This window comes from Pseudomonas sp. NPDC089569 (assembly GCF_050280625.1).
Lineage (GTDB): Bacteria > Pseudomonadota > Gammaproteobacteria > Pseudomonadales > Pseudomonadaceae > Aquipseudomonas.
Window position 1 is genome coordinate 14890 of sequence record NZ_JBNNVQ010000018.1, and the last position, 20296, is coordinate 35185.

Genomic DNA, 20296 nt, shown 5'->3' on the forward strand with positions numbered 1-20296 from the left:
TGCAGCCTTGCAATCAGCTTCAAGCCCTGTTCGCCACCAGCCCCGGCAGCGCGTGCGTCAGGGCGTTGATCGCAAAACCGATGAACATCACCCCGCACAGCCGGGTAATCGCCAACTCATGGCGCTGATACAGGGTGCGCACCCGGCGCGCCCCGACAATGCCGATGAGGATAGCGTAGGCGATCAGGCCACCGACGAAGCTCAGAAAAATCAGCCACGGCAGCATCGACCAGGTCAACAATTCGGCGCGGCTGGACAACAGCGCAGTGAAGGTCGCCACGGCCACCGGATAGGCCTTCGGATTGGTCAGGCCAAACACAATGCCATGCCAGAACGGCTGACGCGCCGGTCCTTGCGGTGATTCTCCGGCGCTGCGACGCGCACGAACCGCACGAAAACCGAGCCAGAACAGATACAGCCCGCTGAGCAGGCCCAGTACGTCAAACGCAGTGCTGCCGATTTCCCGCGCGCCGACAATCGCCACCAGTGCCGTGCTGCACCAGATCACATCCCCCAGCAAATGCCCGCAAAGAAACCCCGCCCCGGCCCGCCGTCCATGCGCCGCGCCGATCCCGAACACCGCCAACACACCTGGCCCAGGCGTGATCCCGTAAATAAAGCCTGAAGCGAGAACGGCCATTAGCAACGAAGGGGTCACGGAAAGTCCTTTTGAACTGTTTGGTGAATGGTGGCCAGTTTATATCAGGTTATTGGGTGGTGACTGACTGATCGTCGAAGAAGTGCATTCCCCAGCAAAGACACTGGGGACTCGCCGCCAGCCGCATAGACTTCAACCTCGAGCGTCGAGGTTCAAGGGAAGGCACCGCCAGAGGCCTGGCGGCGAAAGGAAGAAACCCGCTTTGTTGATGGCGGGTCGAGGGGTAAGCCGACAACGCAGTGGCGATTTTCAGCCCGTCCTCGCGAGCAGGCTCGCTCCCACATTGAATGAAATCGGGTACTTCAAATTTCTGTGGGAGCGAGCCTGCTCGCGAAACGGTTCATCTGACTGCGCAGATTGCACTGCTGTGATCGCAGCCACCGCCAGCCTTTACCCGGATGCGTGGTCCGTGCAAGAACCAGCGTTGCCTGCGAACCCTTAAAACCTGTCCAGCGTCCGCAATTTCTGCGGCAACCCCCACAACAGCAGCGCCACCGCAATCAGCGCACAGACACCGATGACGTACAACGCCGGGGTGGTGCTGCCGGTCATGTCCTTGATCCGCCCGACCATCACCGGGCTGACGATGCCGCCGAACTGCCCCAGGGTGTTGATCACCGCAATCCCGCCCGCGGCTCCCGCGCCGGCACCGGCCAGCAACTTCGGTGGCAGGGTCCAGAAGCTCGGGATGGAGGCGATGATCCCTGCACCGAGCAGGCCTAATGCGACGATCAGGAAAGTCGTGTGGCTGGCGAAGATTCCGGCGCTGAAGAAACCGAGCGCACCCACCGCGACCAGACCGGCGACGAACTTGCGTCGTTCGCCCGAGGCATCGGACCAGCGCCCGATGACCACCATGCTGATGGCGCCACATATGTAGGGAATGGCCGTCAGCAAACCGATCATCACCGGGCTCTCGGTACCGGCACTGCGAATCAGTTGCGGTGCCCAGAAATTCAAGCCGTAGGACGCCACTTGAATCAGGAAATAAATCAGGCCCAGGGTCAGAAAACCCGGAATCTTCAATGCCGCGAGCAGTGAACCGCCGCTCTTGTGGGGCTCATGGTGGGCGATGCGACTGGCCAGCAGCGTTTTTTCCGATGGCGTCAACCAGTGGGCGTCTTCGATGCGATCCTTGAGCAAGGTCAGCACCAGCAAACCGAGACCGATGCACGGCACGCCACCGAGCAGGAACAACCAGTGCCAGCCGCGCATTTGCAACACACCGTCCAGGTGCTGCAATACCAGACCGGAGAACGGAGCGCCCACCAGACCTGCGAACGCCGATGAAAGGAAGAGCATCGACGTAATGCGACCGCGATAGTGCTGCGGAAACCACAGCGTCAGGTAATACAGCACACCGGGGGCAAAACCCGCTTCCATCGCACCGATCACGAAGCGCAGCACATAGAATTGCCATTCGCTGTTGACGAAGACCATCAGGGCCGTCGCCAGTCCCCAGGACATCATGATCCGGGCGATCCAGCGACGGGCGCCGACCTTGTACAGCATCATGTTGCTGGGTACTTCAAAAATCACGTAACCGACCACGAACAACCCGGCGCCGAGACCATAGGCGGTGTCGCTCAGGCTCAGGTCGGTCTGAAGCTGGAATTTGGCGAAACTGATGTTGATGCGGTCGAAAAACGCGAACAGGTAGCAGACCATGATCAGCGGCATCAACCGCCAGGCGACTTTGCCGACCAGCGCTTTTTCTTCGTCGTGACCTGCAGCCGGGTTCGCACCGGCCTCCAATGCATTAAGGCTCATTGCGTATCTCCAGGCGGACTTCCTTTCAGGGTGTCCGATTGTTTTTGTTGTCTGGTAAATGTTCGTTTTCTGGCGTTTTGGCGTTTTGGCTTTCTGTAGGAGCGAGCATGCTCGCGAAGCACGTCGGGGCAACGCGTTCCGTCAGGCAGCCCGCGTAATCGTTGACGACCATCGCAAGCATGCTCGCTCCTACAGGGGTGTCGTGGTCAGGACGGTACGGGATGCAGGTCGCAGTTGCGTCCGGCCTTGGCCAGTTGGCCAGGCACTTCATGGCCGAGCAGTGCTGGCAGCCCTCGCGACAGTTTCAACAACAGGGGCAGATCGATGCCCGTGCGAATGCCGACTTCATCGCACAGATTGACCAGATCCTCGGTGCAAATGTTGCCTGAGGCGCCCGGCGCGAACGGGCAACCACCCAGCCCGCCGAGTGCCGCGTCGAAGCGCCTGGCACCGGCCTCGTAGGCGGCCAGCACATTGCACAGGCCGAGGCCACGGGTGTTGTGGAAATGCAGGGTCAGGTCCGCCGGCGATACCCGCTGAAGGACCCGTCGCACCAGACGGTCGACCTGACGCGGGTTGGCCATGCCGGTGGTGTCGGCCAACGTGATGCCCTGAATGCCAAGCTCCTGATAGGCCTCGACGATCTGCAGCACCCGGTCCTCATCGATCCTGCCCTCGAACGGGCAACCGAAGGTGGTGGCGATACTGGCATTGAGCCGCACCGGCATACCCTGCACGAACTGGACAATCTCGCCAAACGCGGCCAGCGAGTCTTCGCAGCGCATGCGCATGTTCGCCAGGTTGTGAGTCTGGCTGGCGGACATCACCAGATTCAATTCATCGGCCCGGGTCGCCAGCGCCCGCTGTGCACCTTTGAGGTTGGGGATCAGCGCGACATAGATCACCCCCGGCTGGCGAGCAATACCCTTGAACACTGCCTCGCCATCACGCAGTGCCGGTATGGCCTTGGGCGATACGAACGAACCGGCTTCGATGCGGCTGAACCCGGCCAGGGACAATTGATCGATCAACGCGATCTTGTCGACGGTTTCAACCCAGGTCGGCTCGATCTGCAAGCCGTCGCGCGGGGAGACTTCCTGAACGATCAGGTGATCGGAATAGTCAGTGATCATTGCACCACCCCTTCGCCCTTCAGGCGTTCGATATCCGTCTTTGTGAGCCCCAGTTGCGCGAGGATGTCGTCGGTGTGCTGGCCCAGTCCGGGGCCCGACCAGTTGACGCCACCGGGGGTCTGCGAGAGTTTCGGCACGATACCCGGCATCTTCACTGTGGCGCCGCCGGGGAGCTCGGCGTCCAGCAGCATGTCCCGTGCGCGATAATGCGGATCGGCCACGATATCGGCCACCGAGTAAATTCGCCCGGCCGGCACTTCGGCGGCTTCCAGCGCCATCAGCACATCGTCTATCGGCAGGCTGCTGGTCCAGTGGGTAATCGCCGCATCGAGCAGATTGCTCTTGGCCGCACGCCCATCGTTATGGGCGAACTCGGGCGCTTCGGCCAGATCGGTGCGGCCAATCACGTTCATCAGGCGACGATAGATCGGGTCGCTGTTACCGGCAATGACCACATAGGCGCCATCGCCTGTGAGGTAGGTGTTGGAAGGCGCAATACCCGGCAACGCACCGCCACTGCGCTCACGAACATGGCCGAGCATGTCGTATTCCGGCACCAGGCTTTCCATGACGTTGAATACGCTTTCGGCCAGCGACACGTCGACGATTTGCCCTTCACCCTGTCCGGTCTTGACCCGCAGCAGCGACATCAGCGCGCCGATCACCGCGTGCAGCGAAGCGAGCGAGTCGCCCAGGCTGACCCCAACCCTCGCAGGCGGCGAACCGGGGGTGCCGGTGGTGTAACGAATGCCGCCCATGGCTTCGCCGATGGCCCCGAACCCCGGGCGATCACGATAGGGACCGGTCTGGCCGTAACCGGAGATCCGCACCAGCGTCAGGTTGGGGTTGAGGGCGTGCAGCACATCCCAGCCCAGGCCGAGTTTTTCCAGTGCACCGGGGCGCAGGTTTTCAATCAGTACATCGGCGCTGGTCGCCAGTTGCTTGACCAGTTCGATGCCTTCGGGGGATTTGAGGTTAAGCGCCAGGGACTTCTTGTTGCGCGACTGCAAGTACCACCACAACGAGGTGCCTTCGTGCAGCTTGCGCCATTTGCGCAGGGGATCGCCCTGCCCCATGGCTTCGATCTTGATCACCTCGGCGCCGAACTCGGCCAGCATGCGCGCGGCAAACGGCGCGGCGATCAGCGTGCCGATCTCGATCACTTTGATTGCACTCAAGGGGGCAGTCATCGCGGGTTACCTCTTGTTCTTGGACTATGTACCAAGGCTAGAGGAACGGCGTCCTGTGAATCCAACCTTCACTCGGCAACGAGCGTTCGCGAAACGCGAACGCAACCTCAAGTCCGCCATCGCGAGCAGGCTCGCTCCCACACTGAAACTGTGGCCCACACACATCCTCTGTGGGAGCGAGCCTGCTCGCGATGGGGCCCGCTGACCCAACCCAAAAACTCAGTCACCCCCACGCAAGTGATCAAACAACAGCCGGCTCACCGGCGACAGCATGGCCTCATCGCGTACCACCAATATCAACGCACGGTCCGACCAGTCATCGATCAACGGCACCGCGTGCAATCCCAATGCCCTGCCAAACAACTCATAGGCCTTCTGCGGAAGAACACCGATGCCCATGTTGGCCTGAACCATGCGGCACATGGCATCAAACCCAGGCACATGAATGCGAACCCGCAACACCTTTCCAGCCTGCCGCGCCGCGGCATGGGTGCGCATGTTGATCGAACTGGCGGCATGCAACCCGACGTAATCGCTGTCCAGGGTATCGGCGAACGCCAGGCTCGAGCGGCTCGCCAGGGCATGGTGCGCCGGCATCAACACCACCAGTTTGTCCTGGCGGTACAACACGCTGTGCAGGCCTTTGACGTCACTGTCGGCCGAGCAGATCCCGAGGTCGGCCACGCCATCGAGCACGCCCTGAATCACCCCGGCGCTGGGGCGTTCTTCAAGGTCGGTCTTGACCTGCGCATGACGTTCGGAGAAATCCCGCAAATCTTCCGGCAGGAACTGGATGATCGCCGACAGGTTGGCGAGCATCCGCACATAACCGCGCACGCCATGGCTGTGTTCGCCCAGTTCCAGCCCCATTTTCTCGACGTTGAACAACATCTGCCGGGCGTGATGCAACAAGGTTTCGCCGGCCGGGGTCAGCGTCATGCCCTTGGCCTGGCGCACGAACAGACTGATATCCAGCGCTTGCTCCAGCTCCATCAAGCGCTTGCTCGCCGCCGACACCGCAATCGCCTCGCGCGACGCAGCACGGGTCAGCGTGCCCTCTTCGTGGACGGCGACAAACAGTTGCAGGGTGATCAGGTCGAGGCGGCGGATCAGGCTTTTCTGCAGCATGGAGGGCTCGGCGATGTGGGTCTCGGGCAAAGCAGCAGCATAACGTTCTTCATTCAGGCCGTGGCGGGTTGAAACGCAGGATGGAAAATCTGCATGCCCCCCGTGATAAAGTCGCCACCCATTCGCTTCCCTTGTTTTGAGACTTTGATCGCAATGACCGATATCCAGGATGTCGATGCCAACCTTGAAGACTGGAACACCCTGCGCACGAGCGCTGCGTTCGGTGGCCTGCTGGTGGGCAACGGCGCCAGCCGGGCGGTGTGGGACGACTTCGGCTACGACTCGTTGTTCGAAAATGCCCGCACCGTCGAAGAAAAACCCCTGAGCCCGTCCGAGCTGAGCGTGTTCGATGCGATGCAAACGCGCAGTTTCGAGCAGGTGCTCAGCGCCCTGAAGACCACCAGCCGGGTCAACAAGGCCCTGGCCGTCAGCTCCGCCGCGCCGCGCAATCGTTACTACGCGATCAAGGAAGCCCTGATCAACACCGTGCACGCCGTGCACATTCCATGGCGGCTGGTAGAGCCCTCGACGCTTTCGACAATCGGTCAGGAACTGGGCACCTATCGCACGGTGTTCACCACCAACTATGACTTGCTCAGTTACTGGGCCATCGAGCAACAACCCGAGGCGATCACCGATCTGTTTCAGGGCACCGAGCCCGCGTTCGACCTGAGCGCCACCCATACCGACAAGACTCGCTTGCTCTACCTGCATGGCGGCCTGCATCTGGTGCGCAATCAGGACGGCACCGCGCGCAAACTGATGTCAACCGAGGGTACGTTGCTGGGCAATTTCGCCATCAACAACACAATCAGGACCCTCGACGACGTGCCGCTGTTCGTCAACGAAGGCCCGACGCAAGACAAGCTCAAGACCATTCGCAGCTCGGATTATCTGTCGTTCTGCTACGACCAGCTGCTCAGCCACGGCGACGGCTTGTGCATTTTCGGGCATGCACTGGGCGAGCAGGACAACCATATCGTGCACGCTTTGCGCCAGGCGAAGCCGAAGGTCGTGGCCATCTCGATCTACCCTCGCAGCAAGGCATTTATCCAGCATCAGAAACGCTATTACGCCAAGGTGTTCGAGGACACTGGATGCCAATTGCGTTTTTTTGATTCGAAGACGCATGCGCTCGGTAACCCGAAACTGGCTGTTCCGGTCGAGGATTAGTGGCGGGTGCCTTCGCGGACAAGCCCGCTCCCACAGGGTCCGGTGTTGGTTTTGTGTTCACAGCACCGGCAGGGTCTTGTCCTTGATCACTTTGGTCGGCCCGTTGGCCTTTACGCTGGCAATGCCTTTTTCCATTGCAACGTCTGAAGAGTAAGCCTCACTGCTGCCGACAATTTCGTGGTTAGCCGCTCTGAGATTGAAATAAGGATGCCCATCCTTGGTGGCTTTCCGTTCGTAGCGCTCATCCAGCGGGCTATTGACCTGGACGGACGCGATGCCGTTCGCGGCCGCAGAGTGGGTCGTGTACAGCTCACTGGTCAGTATGGTTTCGGCATTGGCCGCCTTCAGCACAAACCTGAATTGACCGCTGCTGCTTTTACTCACTTCGTACCATCCGGACATGCTCGTGCTCCTGGGCGATTGGGAGGTAGCGCGCTTCAGAGTAAAGACCAGAGAGATATTTCTGTCGCCTTCAAGAACGCTTTCGCGAGCAGGCTCGCTCCCACACGAAAATGCAATCCAATGTGGGAGCGAGCCTGCTCGCGAAAGGGGCGACGCGCACTTTCTAATTCACAACCGAGCGAATCACCGACAACGGCGGCGCCACCGCCCGCCGCTGACTCAGATACCGTGTGCAGCTCACCCGCAGAAACGAGGCGAAATTCACCGCCTCGCCGCGATAATCCATCACCTCTTCGTACAGCTTGGCGATCAATTGGTTGGTCGTCATGCCGTCGACTTCGGCGATTTCGCTGAGGATGTCCCAGAACTGGTTTTCCAGACGCAGGGTGGTCACGACCCCGCAGATACGCAGCGATCGGGAGCGCGATTCATAAAGGATCGGGTCGGCCTTGACGTAGAGCTCGCACATCGAAAGATCCCTCGTTACAGCGTGATTTTGGTGCCCAACAGCCCGAGGAAACCGGCGAGCCAACTTGGGTGGGCCGGCCAGGCAGGTGCCGTGGCCAGGTTGCCTTGAACATGGCCGTCCGTCACCGGAATATCGATGTACGTCCCGCCCGCCAGACGCACTTCGGGAGCACACGCCGGATAAGCGCTGCACTCACGCCCTTCCAGAATGCCTGCCGCCGCCAGCAGCTGGGCACCGTGGCACACGGCGGCAATCGGTTTGCCGGATTGATCGAAAGCACGAACCAGCTCCAGGACTTTTTCGTTCAGACGCAGGTACTCCGGTGCACGACCACCGGGCACCAGCAAGGCGTCATAGTCGGCGGCGCTGACCTTGGCAAAATCAAAATTCAAGGCAAACAGATGACCAGGTTTTTCGCTGTAGGTCTGGTCGCCTTCGAAGTCATGGATGGCTGTGCGTACGATCTGACCGGCACTTTTGTCCGGGCATACCGCGTGCACCACATGTCCGACCATCGAAAGGGCCTGAAACGGCACCATCACTTCATAATCCTCGACGTAATCGCCGACCAGCATCAGAATTTTTTTAGCCGCCATGGTGAAGACTCCTCTGGAAAATGCGTAGGCATGCAGGAGTATTCAAGGTAGTCCTTATCTGATGAATGAGGTAACAGCCGGCTATTACCTGACAGACCGTTCGCTGTTCGCGGGCAAGCCTCGCTCCTACAGAATTCACATTGCCCCCGTAGGAGCGAGGCTTGCCCGCGAAGGGGCCGTCAAACTGTACGGACAACTCCGCGCCTAGCTGTAACAGTGGCCCACCCCGGTTTTATGGCTAGATGAAGGCTTCTCCCATCCCCCAACATTCCGGTTGCCATCATGTCCACCCGCGAAAACACCGGCATGGCCCTGGGCCTGCTCGGCGTCGTCATCTTCAGCCTCACCCTGCCCTTCACGCGGATCGTCGTGCAGGAACTCCATCCACTGCTCAATGGCCTGGGTCGTGCGCTGTTCGCAGCAGTGCCGGCGGCCGTGCTGTTGCTGTGGCGTCGGGAAAAATGGCCGAGCTGGAAACAGGTCAAAGGCCTGGCGCTGGTGGCGGCCGGGGTCATTCTTGGCTTCCCGGTGCTCTCGGCCTGGGCGATGCAAACGCTGCCGGCGTCACATGGAGCACTGGTCAACGGTCTGCAACCGCTGTGCGTGGCGCTGTACGCCGCGTGGCTGTCCTATGAGCGTCCGTCGAAAGCCTTTTGGGCCTGCGCAGCATTGGGTAGTGCACTGGTGCTCGGTTATGCACTGATCAGCGGTGCCGGAAGCATTCAGGTCGGTGATTTGCTGATGCTCGGAGCCATTGCAGTGGGCGGACTGGGGTATGCCGAAGGCGGCCGACTGGCCCGGGAAATGGGTGGCTGGCAGGTGATCTGCTGGGCCCTGGTACTGTCGACGCCGCTGCTGATCGGACCGGTGGTCTATCTGGCGCTGCAACATCAAGGCGGGATTTCGGCCAGGACCTGGTGGGCTTTTGGCTACGTCTCGCTGTTTTCGCAATTCATCGGTTTCTTTGCCTGGTATGCCGGTCTGGCCATGGGCGGCATTGCCCGGGTCAGTCAGATCCAGTTGCTGCAAATCTTCTTCACCATCGCCTTTTCAGCGCTGTTCTTCGGTGAACACGTCGAGCCGATCACCTGGCTGTTCGCCGCCGGAGTGATTGTCACGGTGATGCTCGGGCGCAAGACCAGCGTGCGCCCGGCACGCGTGGCCGCTGCATGATCCTGGCTACGGATATGTTGGTGCCCGCGAATTGGCGTTGTGGCGTAACGCTGTAGGAGCACGGCTTGCCGGCGAAGGCGGCCTTGCGTCTTGCGGCGGCAATGAAATTGCCTTCGCTGTAGGAGCCAGGCTTGCCGGCGAAGGGGACATTGCGTTCAGCGGCGGCCAAGAGAACGCCTTCGCCGGCAAGCCTGGCTCCTACAAAATAAAATTCAGAGGTAACCGTCGGCCCGCAGCAGCGTTTCCAGGCAATGGTCGGTAATCCGGTAGAAATCCTTCAATTCCTGAATCCTGGCCAGCAACGGGGCCGGATCCTCCGGGACTGCCCGCTTGACCGCCAGGATCATCTTGTTCTTGTTGGTGTGTTCCAGTGAGATGAACTCGAATACCTTGGTTTCATAACCGCAGGCTTCCAGGAACAGCGCGCGCAGACTGTCGGTGACCATTTCCGCCTGCTGGCCCAGATGCAAGCCATACTGCAGCATCGGTTTGAGCAGCGCCGGGCTCTGGATCTGCAGGCGAATCTGCTTGTGGCAGCACGGCGAGCACATGATGATCGATGCGCCGGAACGAATGCCGGTATGAATCGCATAGTCGGTGGCGATGTCGCAGGCGTGCAGCGCAATCATCACGTCCAGTTCGCTCGGCGTCACGCTGCGCACGTCTCCGCATTTGAACACCAGTCCCGGATGCTCGAGTTTGGCCGCAGCTGCGTTACACAGGGTGACCATGTCTTCACGAAGCTCGACGCCGGTCACTTCACCTTCAGCCTTCAAGGTATTGCGCAGGTAGTCGTGAATGGCGAAGGTCAGGTAGCCCTTGCCCGATCCGAAATCCGCCACGCGTACCGGTTTATCCAGTGCCAGTGGCGATGAAGTCAGCGCATGACTGAAGACCTCAATGAATTTGTTGATCTGCTTCCATTTGCGCGACATGGCCGGGATCAGCTCATGCTGCTTGTTGGTCACACCGAGATCGGCCAGAAAGGGCCGACCGAGATCAAGGAAGCGGTTTTTCTCGCGATTGTGCTCAGCTGACGGCGCTTCTCGCAATTGCTGGGGTTTGCTCTGAAACAGAGAACTCTTGCCCTTTTTGCTGTATTCGAGCTGGGCTTCATCGGTCAGCGACAACAAATGCGCATTCTTGAACGATGCCGGCAACAGCCCGGCAATGGTCGCCACACCTTCTGCCAACGGCAGGTTCCGGGTGATATCGCGCGTCTTGTAGCGGTAAACGAAGCTCAGGCACGGCTGTGCCTTGATAGTGACCGCCTTGACGATAATCCGCTGCAGGTCGGTTTCATCACCGACGTACTTGGCCAGCACCAGCTTGATAAAGGCGTTTTGATCGAGGCTGGTCTGCAGCAAGTCGATGAACCGGGCGTGATGATCCGGTACGGGGCTGACGGGAGTGGCGTTGACAGACATGGAAAAAACGGCCTCGGGCGATGCGTATCGGGGAATGCCGGGTATTTTAGGGGGGATGGGAATTTTGGGCACGGGGTTATTTTTTCGCAGGTCCTGGTCACGCCGCCCAGGACCTGAACAGGCCTGTTGAAACTTCAGGGCTCCACCAACCGAAGTCGGCGACTGGTCGGCGAATTGATGATGTATTTGACGATCAGTCCTACCGGTACCGCCCAGGTAAAACCATTGGCCGGGTCAGTGATCACGGCGACGGTTTCAGAGCTCGCCGTGATATCCAGCCGTCGGCGATCATTCGTGGACTTGAGTATTCCATAAGCATGGCTGACCAGTTTTTCCGCCAGATGCATGGGCACATCCACACTTACCAGATGCTTCACCGCACGACAGAACAAGACCTGATCATCGATCAACCCCTCACTTTCATGGCGGGCGAGGAACGCGTGGGCAATGGCCAGCAGCTCCTGGTTCAACGCCGGATTCTCATCGGATTCAGCCATGCCTATGACTCCTGCCGAGTGTCCGCCGAGGGTGCATTTTCCACGACGGGTCGGGCGGCGCGGCGCAAATCCGGGCCGGCGCAGGGCAGATGCACCGCAGGATTGGGCATGCCGCTGGGGGAAAGTTCGTGGGTCATTTCAAACTCGGCGCGAACCGACCAGCCACAGGCTTCCGACGTACATTGCAAATAGGCCACCCGTAGAAATATATGCCGCCCCTCGCTGGTTCGGATACGCATCCGGCTCAAACAGTGCGGACACACCATTTTATAAGTACTCATGCTGGTATCCCGACGGTCATTGGGTGGCACTGGATTTGATCAAACGCAATACTGTTTGAAGTGTTGAGCCCGGCAGTTTTGCCCGGTGAAAAATCCCCGCCAGTCAGAGGGACGTGTAACGGGTATTTACGTAAGGGGCACGAGCCAAGCTCGTAGGAAATCACCCTGATAACATTAGGAAGTTTCGACATCGTATTCTTCTGATTCATAGTTGATGATTGATTACTTAAATGAAAAAAAGTACTCATTACGCATAACTTAGGCACTCAAAAAGCATATGTCAAAAGGAAGAGGCTCAAATTGCGTAGCAAAAAATCACAAGACGTCCTGGCTCGTTTAAAGCTCATTACAGGCACTAAAACTGACGCTTCTTTGTCTTCAGCGTTGCAGATCAGCCCGCAAACCCTTAGCAGCTGGAAAGGTCGCGACAGCACGCCATACTCATTATGCGTAGACATTGCACAAGCTCGAGGCATCTCCCTGGACTGGTTGCTACTGGGTGAGGGTCCTATCCGACGTGCCGCTTCAGACCAAACGTTCAATGAGACCGAGCAATACACTCAACAAGAGAACACCATTCTCGCGTTGTGGCGCTTGCTTGACGAAGCCGATCGCTGCGCCATTCAGAACACGCTGGAAGAAAAGCGACGCCTGCGTGACCTGGAACTCAAACTTTCGGAAATGGCCTCCATCCTTTCATCGCTACAACACTCGAGCGAAACTTGAAGTTACAGGCAACTCAGCGTTCATGGCTTCAAGGCACTCCACAACACAATGATCTTCCCGCCACTGCGAATAATGACCACACATGACAAAACACTTGTAACGGTGTGCCACAGGCTGACCGGCTCGAAAGCCAGCAATACGTCCATGCCGGCGATACATGACATGCCACCCAGCAGACTGGTCAACAGACCGACACGCCAACGGTGATCCTTATCATCACGCTGATAACACGCCAGCCTGAATGCACTCAGTAAATGAGCAACACCGGTCACAAGAATCAGCGCCGCCATTTCATTGCCCATCATCCTCGCCCCCTGAAATGGCGAATGATTTCGCCAAGACCGGCGCCATCAATCCATTGCATGAGCTTGATACTGATGGGGATGACAATCAGCGCACAGAAAAACGCCGTCACGCCCGTGGTCAGGAACGGGACCATCGCCAGTGCGACGGGGGTGAATAGATAACCCACGCCTGCCGACAACATCCAGGAACCGATTCTCTGCCAGGCCTTGAAGTTGCTGCGGGTGGTGGTCACCAGCCATGCCCCCAGCGCCGCGCCGAACAGCGCTTCACCATCGATCGAAGGCAGTGTCGCGATCCCCAGCCCCAGCATGAGGCCGCCAATACCGTTGTAGGCCGAGTCAGTCAGTGTCATGGACACCTCGAACGACAGTCGAACCCTGGCTGATGACCCCCGACTCAATGGCTTTGAGCACTGCGGCACAACGTGATCGCACCGCGAATTTGCGGCGGATATTGGAGAAATGAAAATTGACCGTGGCTTCCGAGCAATTTTGAATCCTGGCGATTTCCCAGGAAGTCTTGCCTTTGGAGCACCACAACAAGGCTTGCCTCTCCTTCACGGTCAATTGCGCCGGTGGCGGATTTTCACCGCGAGTGGCGACCGGATCGGCAAAGACGTCTAGCGTTTGATGCGTTGACATAAGTATTCCCTCCACGAAGGAACGCCCGTTGCAGAGCGTTCGCTGTTGGAGGGGGATGTTGAAGATCGGTCCGATGGCGGACAACACGCGGCAGTTGTATCCGGGCGAGCCACAAAAGCGCTCTGGATCAGGACTTAGCCGAGCACCACCAGACGGTTCGGCAGCTCGTTGCGCACTTGCGTCACGGGCACATGCACTTTAAGCAATTGGCCGCACGCCTCGACACAATTGACGAAACCCTGCAGCGTCTGCCCTTGCCGTACCTGTTGGGTGAACGCGGCGACAATCGCGTCCCAGTTCTTGTTGTCGAGCCGGCTGGAGATGCCTTCGTCAACCAGAATTTCCACATAGCGCTCGGCTTCGGATACGAAGATCAGCATGCCGGTACCGCCTGCGGTGTGGTGCAGGTTCTGTTCGAGAAACTGCCGACGCGCAAGATTTGAAGCGCGCCAGTGACGCACCGAGCGCGGGATCAAGTGGGTGGTGATTTTCGGCAGGCGAAACACCAGGCACAGGACGATGAAGACTATCCATTGCACCAGCAGCAGGCTGTGCATCGTCAGCCAGCCCGTCAGGTAATGCACGACGCCTGGAACCACCAGTGCCAGCAGACTGGCCCATAGCAGCGGGATGTATGCATAGTCGTCGGCCCGTGCCGCCAGCACGGTGACCAGCTCCGCATCGGTGTCGCGCTCGACACGGGCAATGGCCTCGGCGACTTTGCGCTGTTCGTGTTCAGTCAGTAATGCCATGTCTTGAAAATGCTCGTTCGCGATTGTTTTTATGCACGTATCGTTACCAGCCGCCCGACGAGCCACCGCCCCCGAAGCTGCCCCCGCCACCGCTGAAGCCGCCACCGCCGCCGAAGCCTCCACCACCGAAACCGCCTCGGGAGCCACCCGATCCGCCGCGGCCGGCGGGAAGGATACCGAGCATCTGGCAGACAAAAACAGTCAGGATGAACAACAGCACCAAAAAGACGAACAGTCCCGGATGCCGCGAGACGAAATCATCATTCGGATCGCCGCCGGACTCGAACACCGTCGAGGGCTCGTCCAGGGGATTGCCGCCCAGCACCACCAGCATCGCCGACACCCCGTCGCTGATGCCCTTGCTGTAATTGCCGGCCTTGAACGCCGGTGTGATCACCTGGTGAATGATCACCGACGCCTGGGCATCGGTCAGGCGATCTTCCAGCCCATAACCGACTTCTATGCGCAGTTTGCGCTCATCGCGGGCAATGATCAGCAACGCACCGTTATTCCTGCCTTTCTGGCCGATGCCCCAGTAGCGGCCCAGTTGATAGCCGAAGTCGGCAATGTCGGTGCCCTGCAAGTCCGGTAATGTCACGATCACCAGTTGCTCGCCAGTGGCTTTCTCGTGGGCCTGTAACTGCTGGGCAAGCTGCTCGCGCACCGACGGTTCGATCATTTGGGCGTTATCCACGACCCTCCCGGTCAACGGCGGGAACTTCAATTCAGCCTGGGCCGTCAGCGCCAACATCCAGAGCAGAAGGACCAGGGCTGATTTAAACACTCGCATTGGCAACCTCATTCACAGGTGTCACCCCTGCAGGCGCTGCCGGGGCATGCGCCTGGCTTCAGAATTTCACCTCGGGTGCCTTTTCCGCCCCTTGCGTGGCCTCGAAGGTCTCGCGAACCGGCAGGTTGCTGTACATCACGCTGTGCCACAGACGACCGGGAAAGGTGCGGATTTCGGTGTTGTAATTCTGCACGGCGAGAATGAAGTCGCGCCGGGCGACGCTGATCCGGTTCTCGGTACCTTCGAGTTGCGATTGCAGGGCGAGGAAGTTCTGGTTGGCCTTGAGGTCCGGGTAACGCTCGGACACCACCATCAAGCGACTCAGGGCGCCACTGAGTTGATCCTGGGCCTGTTGGTACTGCTTGAGCTTCTCGGGGTTGTCCAGCGTGGAAGCGTCGACCTGTATCGAGGTGGCCTTGGCCCTGGCCTCGATGACGGCCGTGAGCGTTTCCTGTTCATGGGCGGCGTAGCCCTTGACGGTCTCCACCAGGTTGGGAATAAGGTCGGCACGACGCTGATACTGGTTCTGCACTTGCCCCCAGGCTGCCTTGGCCTGCTCATCGAGCGTCGGGATGTTATTGATGCCACAAGCGGTCAGCAGCGTGGCCAATACCAGCAACGTGGCGATCTGCAGCCGCGACCGGCGGGTCTGTCGAACATTCATCAGCGTGATACTCCCTTCACCTTGCATGGAAAAAACAACCGGCAACCCTCTCGAGCGGCTCTTGGGGCATAATCGGCCGCGCCGCTGGATTGCATCGGGTCAATGGGCTAAAAGATGCCCTGCGCAAAACAACGCATCCGGTGTTCGAATGCCATTGGGCACTCGTTTTTTGGCTCTCGTTTTTTGAGCCGGCACCCGAACAACAATAGACGCTCCCTAAATTTTGGCTGGCCGGCGTGTGCATCGCCGCTTGGGCCCTTGAGAAAACAATTCATGAAGAAGCTGTGTTTGCTGGGCCTGTTCGTCAGCCTGGCCAGTCATAACGTCTTGGCCGCCACGACGCCCGCACCTCTGGAAAACAAGGAAGCCTTCGTCAGCAACCTGATGAAGCAGATGACCCTCGAAGAAAAAATCGGCCAGTTGCGCCTGATCAGCATCGGCCCGGAAATGCCGCGCGAGCTGATCCGCAAGGAAATCGCAGCCGGCAACATCGGCGGTACGTTCAACTCGATCACCCGCCCGGAAAACCGTCCGATGCAGGACGCCGCCATGCGCAGCCGGTTGAAGATCCCGATGTTCTTCGCCTATGACGTGATCCATGGCCACCGCACCATTTTCCCGATCCCGCTGGCCCTGGCCTCGAGCTGGGACATGGACGCCATTGGCCTGTCCGGGCGCATCGCGGCCAAGGAAGCCGCGTCCGACAGCCTCGACATCACCTTCGCGCCCATGGTCGACATCTCCCGCGACCCGCGCTGGGGACGCACCTCCGAAGGGTTCGGCGAGGACACTTATCTGGTGTCGCGTATCGCCGGGGTGATGGTCAAGGCCTTCCAGGGTAGCGGCGCGAACGCCGCCGACAGCATCATGGCCAGCGTCAAGCATTTTGCCCTGTATGGCGCCGTCGAAGGCGGCCGCGACTACAACGTGGTCGACATGAGCCCGGTCAAGATGTACCAGGACTACCTGCCCCCCTACCGTGCGGCGATCGACGCCGGCGCCGGTGGCGTGATGGTCGCGCTGAACTCGATCAACGGCGTACCGGCCACCGCTAATACCTGGCTGATGAACGACCTGCTGCGCAAGCAATGGGGCTTCAAGGGCCTGGCTGTGAGCGATCACGGCGCGATTTTCGAACTGATCAAGCACGGCGTGGCAGCCGATGGCCGCGAAGCCGCGAAGCTGGCGATCAAGGCCGGCATCCACATGAGCATGAACGACACGCTGTACGGCAAGGAGCTGCCCGGGCTGTTGAAATCCGGCGAGATCAAGCAGAGCGACATCGACAATGCCGTGCGTGCGGTGCTGGACGCCAAGTACGACATGGGCCTGTTCAAGGATCCGTACCTGCGCATCGGCAAGGCCGAGGATGACCCGGCCGATACCTACGCCGACAGTCGCCTGCACCGCACCGAGGCCCGCGACGTGGCCCGTCGCAGCCTGGTGTTGCTGCAAAACCGCAACGAAACACTGCCACTGAAGAAAACCGCGAAAATCGCCCTGGTCGGCCCACTGGCCAAGGCACCAATCGACATGATGGGCAGCTGGGCCGCCGCCGGTCGCCCGGCGCAATCGGTCACCCTGTTCGATGGCATGAGCAACGCTCTGGGTGACAAATCGACGCTGGTCTACGCCCGTGGCGCCAACATCACCAGCGACAAAAAGATTCTCGATTACCTGAACTTCCTCAACTTCGATGCTCCGGAAGTGGTGGATGATCCACGTCCGGCCAACGAGCTGATCGATGAAGCCGTGAAAGCGGCCAAGGATTCGGACGTCATCGTCGCCGCGGTCGGCGAATCCCGTGGCATGTCCCACGAGTCGTCGAGCCGTACCGACCTGAACATTCCGGAGAACCAGCGCGAGCTGATCCGTGCTCTCAAGGCCACCGGCAAACCGCTGGTACTGGTGTTGATGAACGGCCGGCCGCTGACGATTCTCGAAGAGAAGGAGCAGGCGGACGCGATCCTGGAAACCTGGTTCAGCGGCACCGAGGGCGGCAACGCCATCGCCGACGTGCTGTTCGGCGACTACAACCCGTCGGGCAAACTGCCGATCACCATTCCACGCTCGGTGGGCCAGATTCCGACCTACTACAACCACCTGACCATTGGCCGGCCATTCACGCCGGGCAAACCGGGCAACTACACCTCGCAGTACTTCGATGACACCACCGGGCCCCTGTTCCCGTTCGGCTATGGCCTGAGCTACACCGAATTCAGCCTGAGCGACATGGCGCTGTCGTCGACCACACTGAACAAGACCGGCAAGCTCGATGCCAGCGTCACGGTGAAAAACACCGGCAAGCGTGACGGCGAAACCGTGGTTCAGTTGTATATCCAGGACGTGGCCGGTTCGATGATCCGCCCGATCAAGGAACTGAAAAACTTCCAGAAAGTGATGCTCAAGGCTGGCGAACAGAAAGTCCTGCACTTCACCATCACCGAGGACGACCTGAAGTTCTACAACGCCCAGCTCAAGTACGCGGCCGAACCTGGCAAGTTCAACGTGCAGATCGGCCTGGATTCTCAGGACGTGACGCAGCAGAGCTTCGAATTGCTGTAATCCCTGACACACTGCAAAACTCTGTGGGAGCGGGCTTGCCCGCGATGGCGGCCTGACAGTCAACATAGATGTTGGATGTTATGGCCTCATCGCGGGCAAGCCCGCTCCCACAGTAATTTGTGGCTTCCAGAAAGCCCGGGGTTATCCGCGTCGATCCAGCAGATTCACCACCAACCTGTCCACCCACCCCCACACCCGCTGCTTGACCCGCCGCCACAGCGGCCGGCGCTGCCATTCCTCCAGGCTGACCTGCTGACTGTGGGCAAAGTCCGTTTCGAAACTCGCCGCCACGGCCCGGGTCAGTCCGGGGTCAAGGGCTTCGAGATTGGCCTCGAGGTTGAAGCGCAGGTTCCAGTGATCGAAGTTGCATGAACCGATGCTCACCCAGTCATCGATCAGCACCATCTTCAAGTGCAGGAAGCACGGCTGGTACTCGAAAATCCGCACGCCGGCCTTGAGCAACCTGGGGTAATAGCGATGTCCGGCATAACGCACCGAAGGGTGATCGGTGCGCGGCCCGGTCAACAGCAGGCGCACATCCACGCCCCGCGAGGCGGCACGGCGCAGCGAACGGCGGACCTTCCAGGTCGGCAGAAAATACGGTGTGGCCAACCAGATGCGCCGCTGGCCGCTGTTCAAGGCGCGAATCAGCGATTGCAGAATGTCCCGGTGCTGACGGGCGTCGGCATAGGCGACCCGGCCCATGCCTTCGCCCCTGGACGGTACACGGGGCAGCCTCGGCAAACCGAAATGCGAGGCAGGTTTCCATGCACGACGATGACGGTTGGCGATCCATTGGCGATCGAACAGCAGTTGCCAGTCGAGGACCAGCGGGCCGGTGATTTCCACCATCACTTCATGCCATTCGCTCACGTCTTCGCCCGGCGTCCAGAACTCATCGGTGACGCCGGTGCCCCCGACCACCGCCAGACTCTGGTCCACCAGCAGCAACTTGCGGTGATCGCGGTAAAAGTTACCCACCCAACGCCGCCAGCTCAGCCTGTTGTAGAAGCGCAACTCCACCCCGGCGGCCATCAGTCGCTGACGCAGGGCCAGGGTAAAGGCGAGGCTGCCGTAATCATCGAACAGGCAACGCACCCGCACTCCGCGCTCGGCGGCCTGGACCAGCGCCTGCACCATGGCCTCGGCACAGGCGCCCGCTTCCACCAGATACAGTTCCAGTTCGACCTGCTCTTCGGCGCGGGCAATCGCCACCAGCATGCGCGGAAAAAACTGCGGACCATCGATCAGCAGTTCAAAGTGATTGCCTTCACGCCAGGGGAAAATCGGGCCGGCCATGTCAGCGCGCCGCGAAAATCAGTACCGCACCCACCGGCACCGACAAGCTGATGGCCGACAATCCCGCGACCTTGCGCAGCGCTTCCAGCCCCGGCGCCAGGTCGAAGTCTTCGGCATTGATCACCAGCGGTTCCAGGGTCACCACCTGAAAGCGCCGATCATCGAGACGCGTGGCCAGCAGCTCGGCGTTGTAGACCTGTTGTTTGCCATGCAGGTCGACGGTCAGCGGTAGTCGTAATTCCAGCTGCGCACCGGGGGCCAGGTCGTTGATCGGGCGAAGGTCGATGCGTGTGGTGATCAGTGCCTGGGGAAACGTCTGGATCTGGAACAGCTCCTTGCGCATGCGCTCGTCGCGCAAAGGGATGCCGCTGCTGATCGAATCAAGCTCGACTTCTACCTGCGCCAGCCCTTCGGGATCGACCTTGCCATGCAATACAAGAAAGCGCTGCACCTCGGAAACACTGGCATTTTTGGTGCTGACGAACGACAGCCGCGAGGATTCGCCGTCCAGATACCATTCGGCACGAACCGACAGCGAAGCACCGGCCAACAACAGGCAAGCAAGGGTTTTGCAGACTGACCGCTTGGACATAGAAACTCATGGAAGGCAGATAAACCTGTGCTGAACCTTAACTGGCCTGACACAGCTTGCAAAC

At 59.7% G+C, this 20296-nt stretch carries 24 protein-coding genes; 4 read left to right on the forward strand and 20 right to left on the reverse strand.

The window, feature by feature from the left end; genetic code table 11:
* Positions 1 to 19 precede the first annotated feature (19 nt).
* The 6 genes from ACQKP2_RS10865 to ACQKP2_RS10890 form a co-directional block, all read right to left on the reverse strand.
* Positions 20 to 658 (reverse strand): LysE family translocator, encoded by a 639-nt coding sequence (locus ACQKP2_RS10865; protein ID WP_427576268.1) that lies wholly within the window; start codon positions 656 to 658, stop codon positions 20 to 22.
* Positions 659 to 1096: 438 nt separating this feature from the next.
* Positions 1097 to 2428, reverse strand: coding sequence for an MFS transporter (locus tag ACQKP2_RS10870; protein WP_427576269.1), 1332 nt, complete (start codon positions 2426 to 2428; stop codon positions 1097 to 1099).
* A gap of 25 nt (positions 2429 to 2453) precedes the next feature.
* Positions 2454 to 2609, reverse strand: a complete 156-nt coding sequence (locus ACQKP2_RS10875; RefSeq protein ID WP_427576270.1) for a hypothetical protein — start codon at positions 2607 to 2609, stop codon at positions 2454 to 2456.
* Positions 2610 to 2634: 25 nt separating this feature from the next.
* Positions 2635 to 3561 carry a hydroxymethylglutaryl-CoA lyase gene (locus ACQKP2_RS10880; RefSeq protein ID WP_427576271.1) on the reverse strand — a complete coding sequence of 309 codons (927 nt, stop codon included), beginning with the start codon at positions 3559 to 3561 and terminating at the stop codon, positions 2635 to 2637.
* Complete coding sequence (locus ACQKP2_RS10885; protein WP_427576272.1) at positions 3558 to 4751, reverse strand: CaiB/BaiF CoA transferase family protein; 1194 nt, start codon at positions 4749 to 4751, stop codon at positions 3558 to 3560. Before ACQKP2_RS10885 ends, ACQKP2_RS10880 begins: the two co-directional genes overlap by 4 nt.
* Before the next feature lie 219 nt (positions 4752 to 4970).
* Complete coding sequence (locus tag ACQKP2_RS10890) at positions 4971 to 5879, reverse strand: LysR family transcriptional regulator (RefSeq protein ID WP_427576273.1); 909 nt, start codon at positions 5877 to 5879, stop codon at positions 4971 to 4973.
* A gap of 153 nt (positions 5880 to 6032) precedes the next feature.
* On the opposite strand from ACQKP2_RS10890, the gene ACQKP2_RS10895 reads away from it, so the two are divergent.
* A complete protein-coding gene (locus ACQKP2_RS10895; protein ID WP_427576274.1) occupies positions 6033 to 7052 on the forward strand; it encodes a DUF4917 family protein in 1020 nt (339 codons plus the stop codon).
* Positions 7053 to 7109: 57 nt separating this feature from the next.
* Here the strand turns inward: ACQKP2_RS10895 and ACQKP2_RS10900 are convergent, their stop codons facing one another.
* From ACQKP2_RS10900 to ACQKP2_RS10910, 3 genes are all read right to left on the reverse strand, one after another.
* Entirely contained in the window at positions 7110 to 7454 is a 345-nt protein-coding gene (locus tag ACQKP2_RS10900; RefSeq protein WP_427576275.1) for a YegP family protein, read from the reverse strand.
* A gap of 163 nt (positions 7455 to 7617) precedes the next feature.
* Entirely contained in the window at positions 7618 to 7923 is a 306-nt protein-coding gene (locus ACQKP2_RS10905) for a ribbon-helix-helix domain-containing protein (RefSeq protein ID WP_427576277.1), read from the reverse strand.
* Positions 7924 to 7937: 14 nt separating this feature from the next.
* The gene (locus tag ACQKP2_RS10910; RefSeq protein WP_427576279.1) at positions 7938 to 8519 is read right to left on the reverse strand and encodes a DJ-1/PfpI family protein; all 582 of its coding nucleotides are present in this window, start codon (positions 8517 to 8519) and stop codon (positions 7938 to 7940) included.
* A 282-nt stretch (positions 8520 to 8801) separates the two neighbouring features.
* Between ACQKP2_RS10910 and ACQKP2_RS10915 the strand changes: the two genes are divergently transcribed.
* Positions 8802 to 9692: a DMT family transporter gene (locus tag ACQKP2_RS10915; protein ID WP_427576281.1), complete on the forward strand. Its 891-nt coding sequence runs from the start codon at positions 8802 to 8804 to the stop codon at positions 9690 to 9692.
* Positions 9693 to 9904: 212 nt separating this feature from the next.
* On the opposite strand, the gene ACQKP2_RS10920 is transcribed toward ACQKP2_RS10915, so the two are convergent.
* The 3 genes from ACQKP2_RS10920 to ACQKP2_RS10930 form a co-directional block, all read right to left on the reverse strand.
* Complete coding sequence (locus tag ACQKP2_RS10920) at positions 9905 to 11119, reverse strand: class I SAM-dependent methyltransferase (RefSeq protein WP_427576283.1); 1215 nt, start codon at positions 11117 to 11119, stop codon at positions 9905 to 9907.
* 134 nt (positions 11120 to 11253) lie between these two features.
* A complete protein-coding gene (locus tag ACQKP2_RS10925; RefSeq protein WP_427576285.1) occupies positions 11254 to 11616 on the reverse strand; it encodes a hypothetical protein in 363 nt (120 codons plus the stop codon).
* A 2-nt stretch (positions 11617 to 11618) separates the two neighbouring features.
* Complete coding sequence (locus tag ACQKP2_RS10930) at positions 11619 to 11897, reverse strand: ogr/Delta-like zinc finger family protein (protein WP_427576286.1); 279 nt, start codon at positions 11895 to 11897, stop codon at positions 11619 to 11621.
* 300 nt (positions 11898 to 12197) lie between these two features.
* Here ACQKP2_RS10930 and ACQKP2_RS10935 point away from each other — a divergent pair, with 300 nt between their 5' ends.
* Positions 12198 to 12623 carry a helix-turn-helix domain-containing protein gene (locus tag ACQKP2_RS10935; protein ID WP_427576288.1) on the forward strand — a complete coding sequence of 142 codons (426 nt, stop codon included), beginning with the start codon at positions 12198 to 12200 and terminating at the stop codon, positions 12621 to 12623.
* 20 nt (positions 12624 to 12643) lie between these two features.
* Here the strand turns inward: ACQKP2_RS10935 and ACQKP2_RS10940 are convergent, their stop codons facing one another.
* The 6 genes from ACQKP2_RS10940 to ACQKP2_RS10965 all read right to left on the reverse strand — a co-directional run bounded on the left by ACQKP2_RS10940 (position 12644) and on the right by ACQKP2_RS10965 (position 15776).
* Entirely contained in the window at positions 12644 to 12928 is a 285-nt protein-coding gene (locus tag ACQKP2_RS10940) for a phage holin family protein (RefSeq protein WP_427576290.1), read from the reverse strand.
* Positions 12925 to 13281 (reverse strand): putative holin, encoded by a 357-nt coding sequence (locus tag ACQKP2_RS10945; RefSeq protein WP_427576291.1) that lies wholly within the window; start codon positions 13279 to 13281, stop codon positions 12925 to 12927. Before ACQKP2_RS10945 ends, ACQKP2_RS10940 begins: the two co-directional genes overlap by 4 nt.
* Positions 13268 to 13570, reverse strand: coding sequence for a helix-turn-helix domain-containing protein (locus ACQKP2_RS10950; RefSeq protein ID WP_427576292.1), 303 nt, complete (start codon positions 13568 to 13570; stop codon positions 13268 to 13270). The genes ACQKP2_RS10945 and ACQKP2_RS10950 overlap by 14 nt, the downstream gene beginning before the upstream one ends.
* Positions 13571 to 13704: 134 nt before the next feature.
* Positions 13705 to 14322, reverse strand: coding sequence for a TPM domain-containing protein (locus ACQKP2_RS10955; protein WP_427576294.1), 618 nt, complete (start codon positions 14320 to 14322; stop codon positions 13705 to 13707).
* Positions 14323 to 14365: 43 nt separating this feature from the next.
* On the reverse strand, positions 14366 to 15112 hold the full coding sequence (locus ACQKP2_RS10960; protein ID WP_427576296.1) for a TPM domain-containing protein: 747 nt from the start codon (positions 15110 to 15112) through the stop codon (positions 14366 to 14368).
* A 58-nt stretch (positions 15113 to 15170) separates the two neighbouring features.
* Positions 15171 to 15776, reverse strand: a complete 606-nt coding sequence (locus ACQKP2_RS10965; protein ID WP_427576298.1) for a LemA family protein — start codon at positions 15774 to 15776, stop codon at positions 15171 to 15173.
* Between the two features lie 273 nt (positions 15777 to 16049).
* Between ACQKP2_RS10965 and bglX the strand changes: the two genes are divergently transcribed.
* On the forward strand, positions 16050 to 18341 hold the full coding sequence (gene bglX, locus ACQKP2_RS10970; RefSeq protein ID WP_427576300.1) for a beta-glucosidase BglX: 2292 nt from the start codon (positions 16050 to 16052) through the stop codon (positions 18339 to 18341).
* Between the two features lie 141 nt (positions 18342 to 18482).
* On the opposite strand, the gene ACQKP2_RS10975 is transcribed toward bglX, so the two are convergent.
* Both ACQKP2_RS10975 and ACQKP2_RS10980 read right to left on the reverse strand, forming a co-directional pair.
* Complete coding sequence (locus ACQKP2_RS10975) at positions 18483 to 19640, reverse strand: phospholipase D-like domain-containing protein (protein WP_427576302.1); 1158 nt, start codon at positions 19638 to 19640, stop codon at positions 18483 to 18485.
* A 1-nt stretch (position 19641) separates the two neighbouring features.
* On the reverse strand, positions 19642 to 20232 hold the full coding sequence (locus ACQKP2_RS10980) for a YceI family protein (protein WP_427576303.1): 591 nt from the start codon (positions 20230 to 20232) through the stop codon (positions 19642 to 19644).
* Positions 20233 to 20296 lie beyond the last annotated feature (64 nt).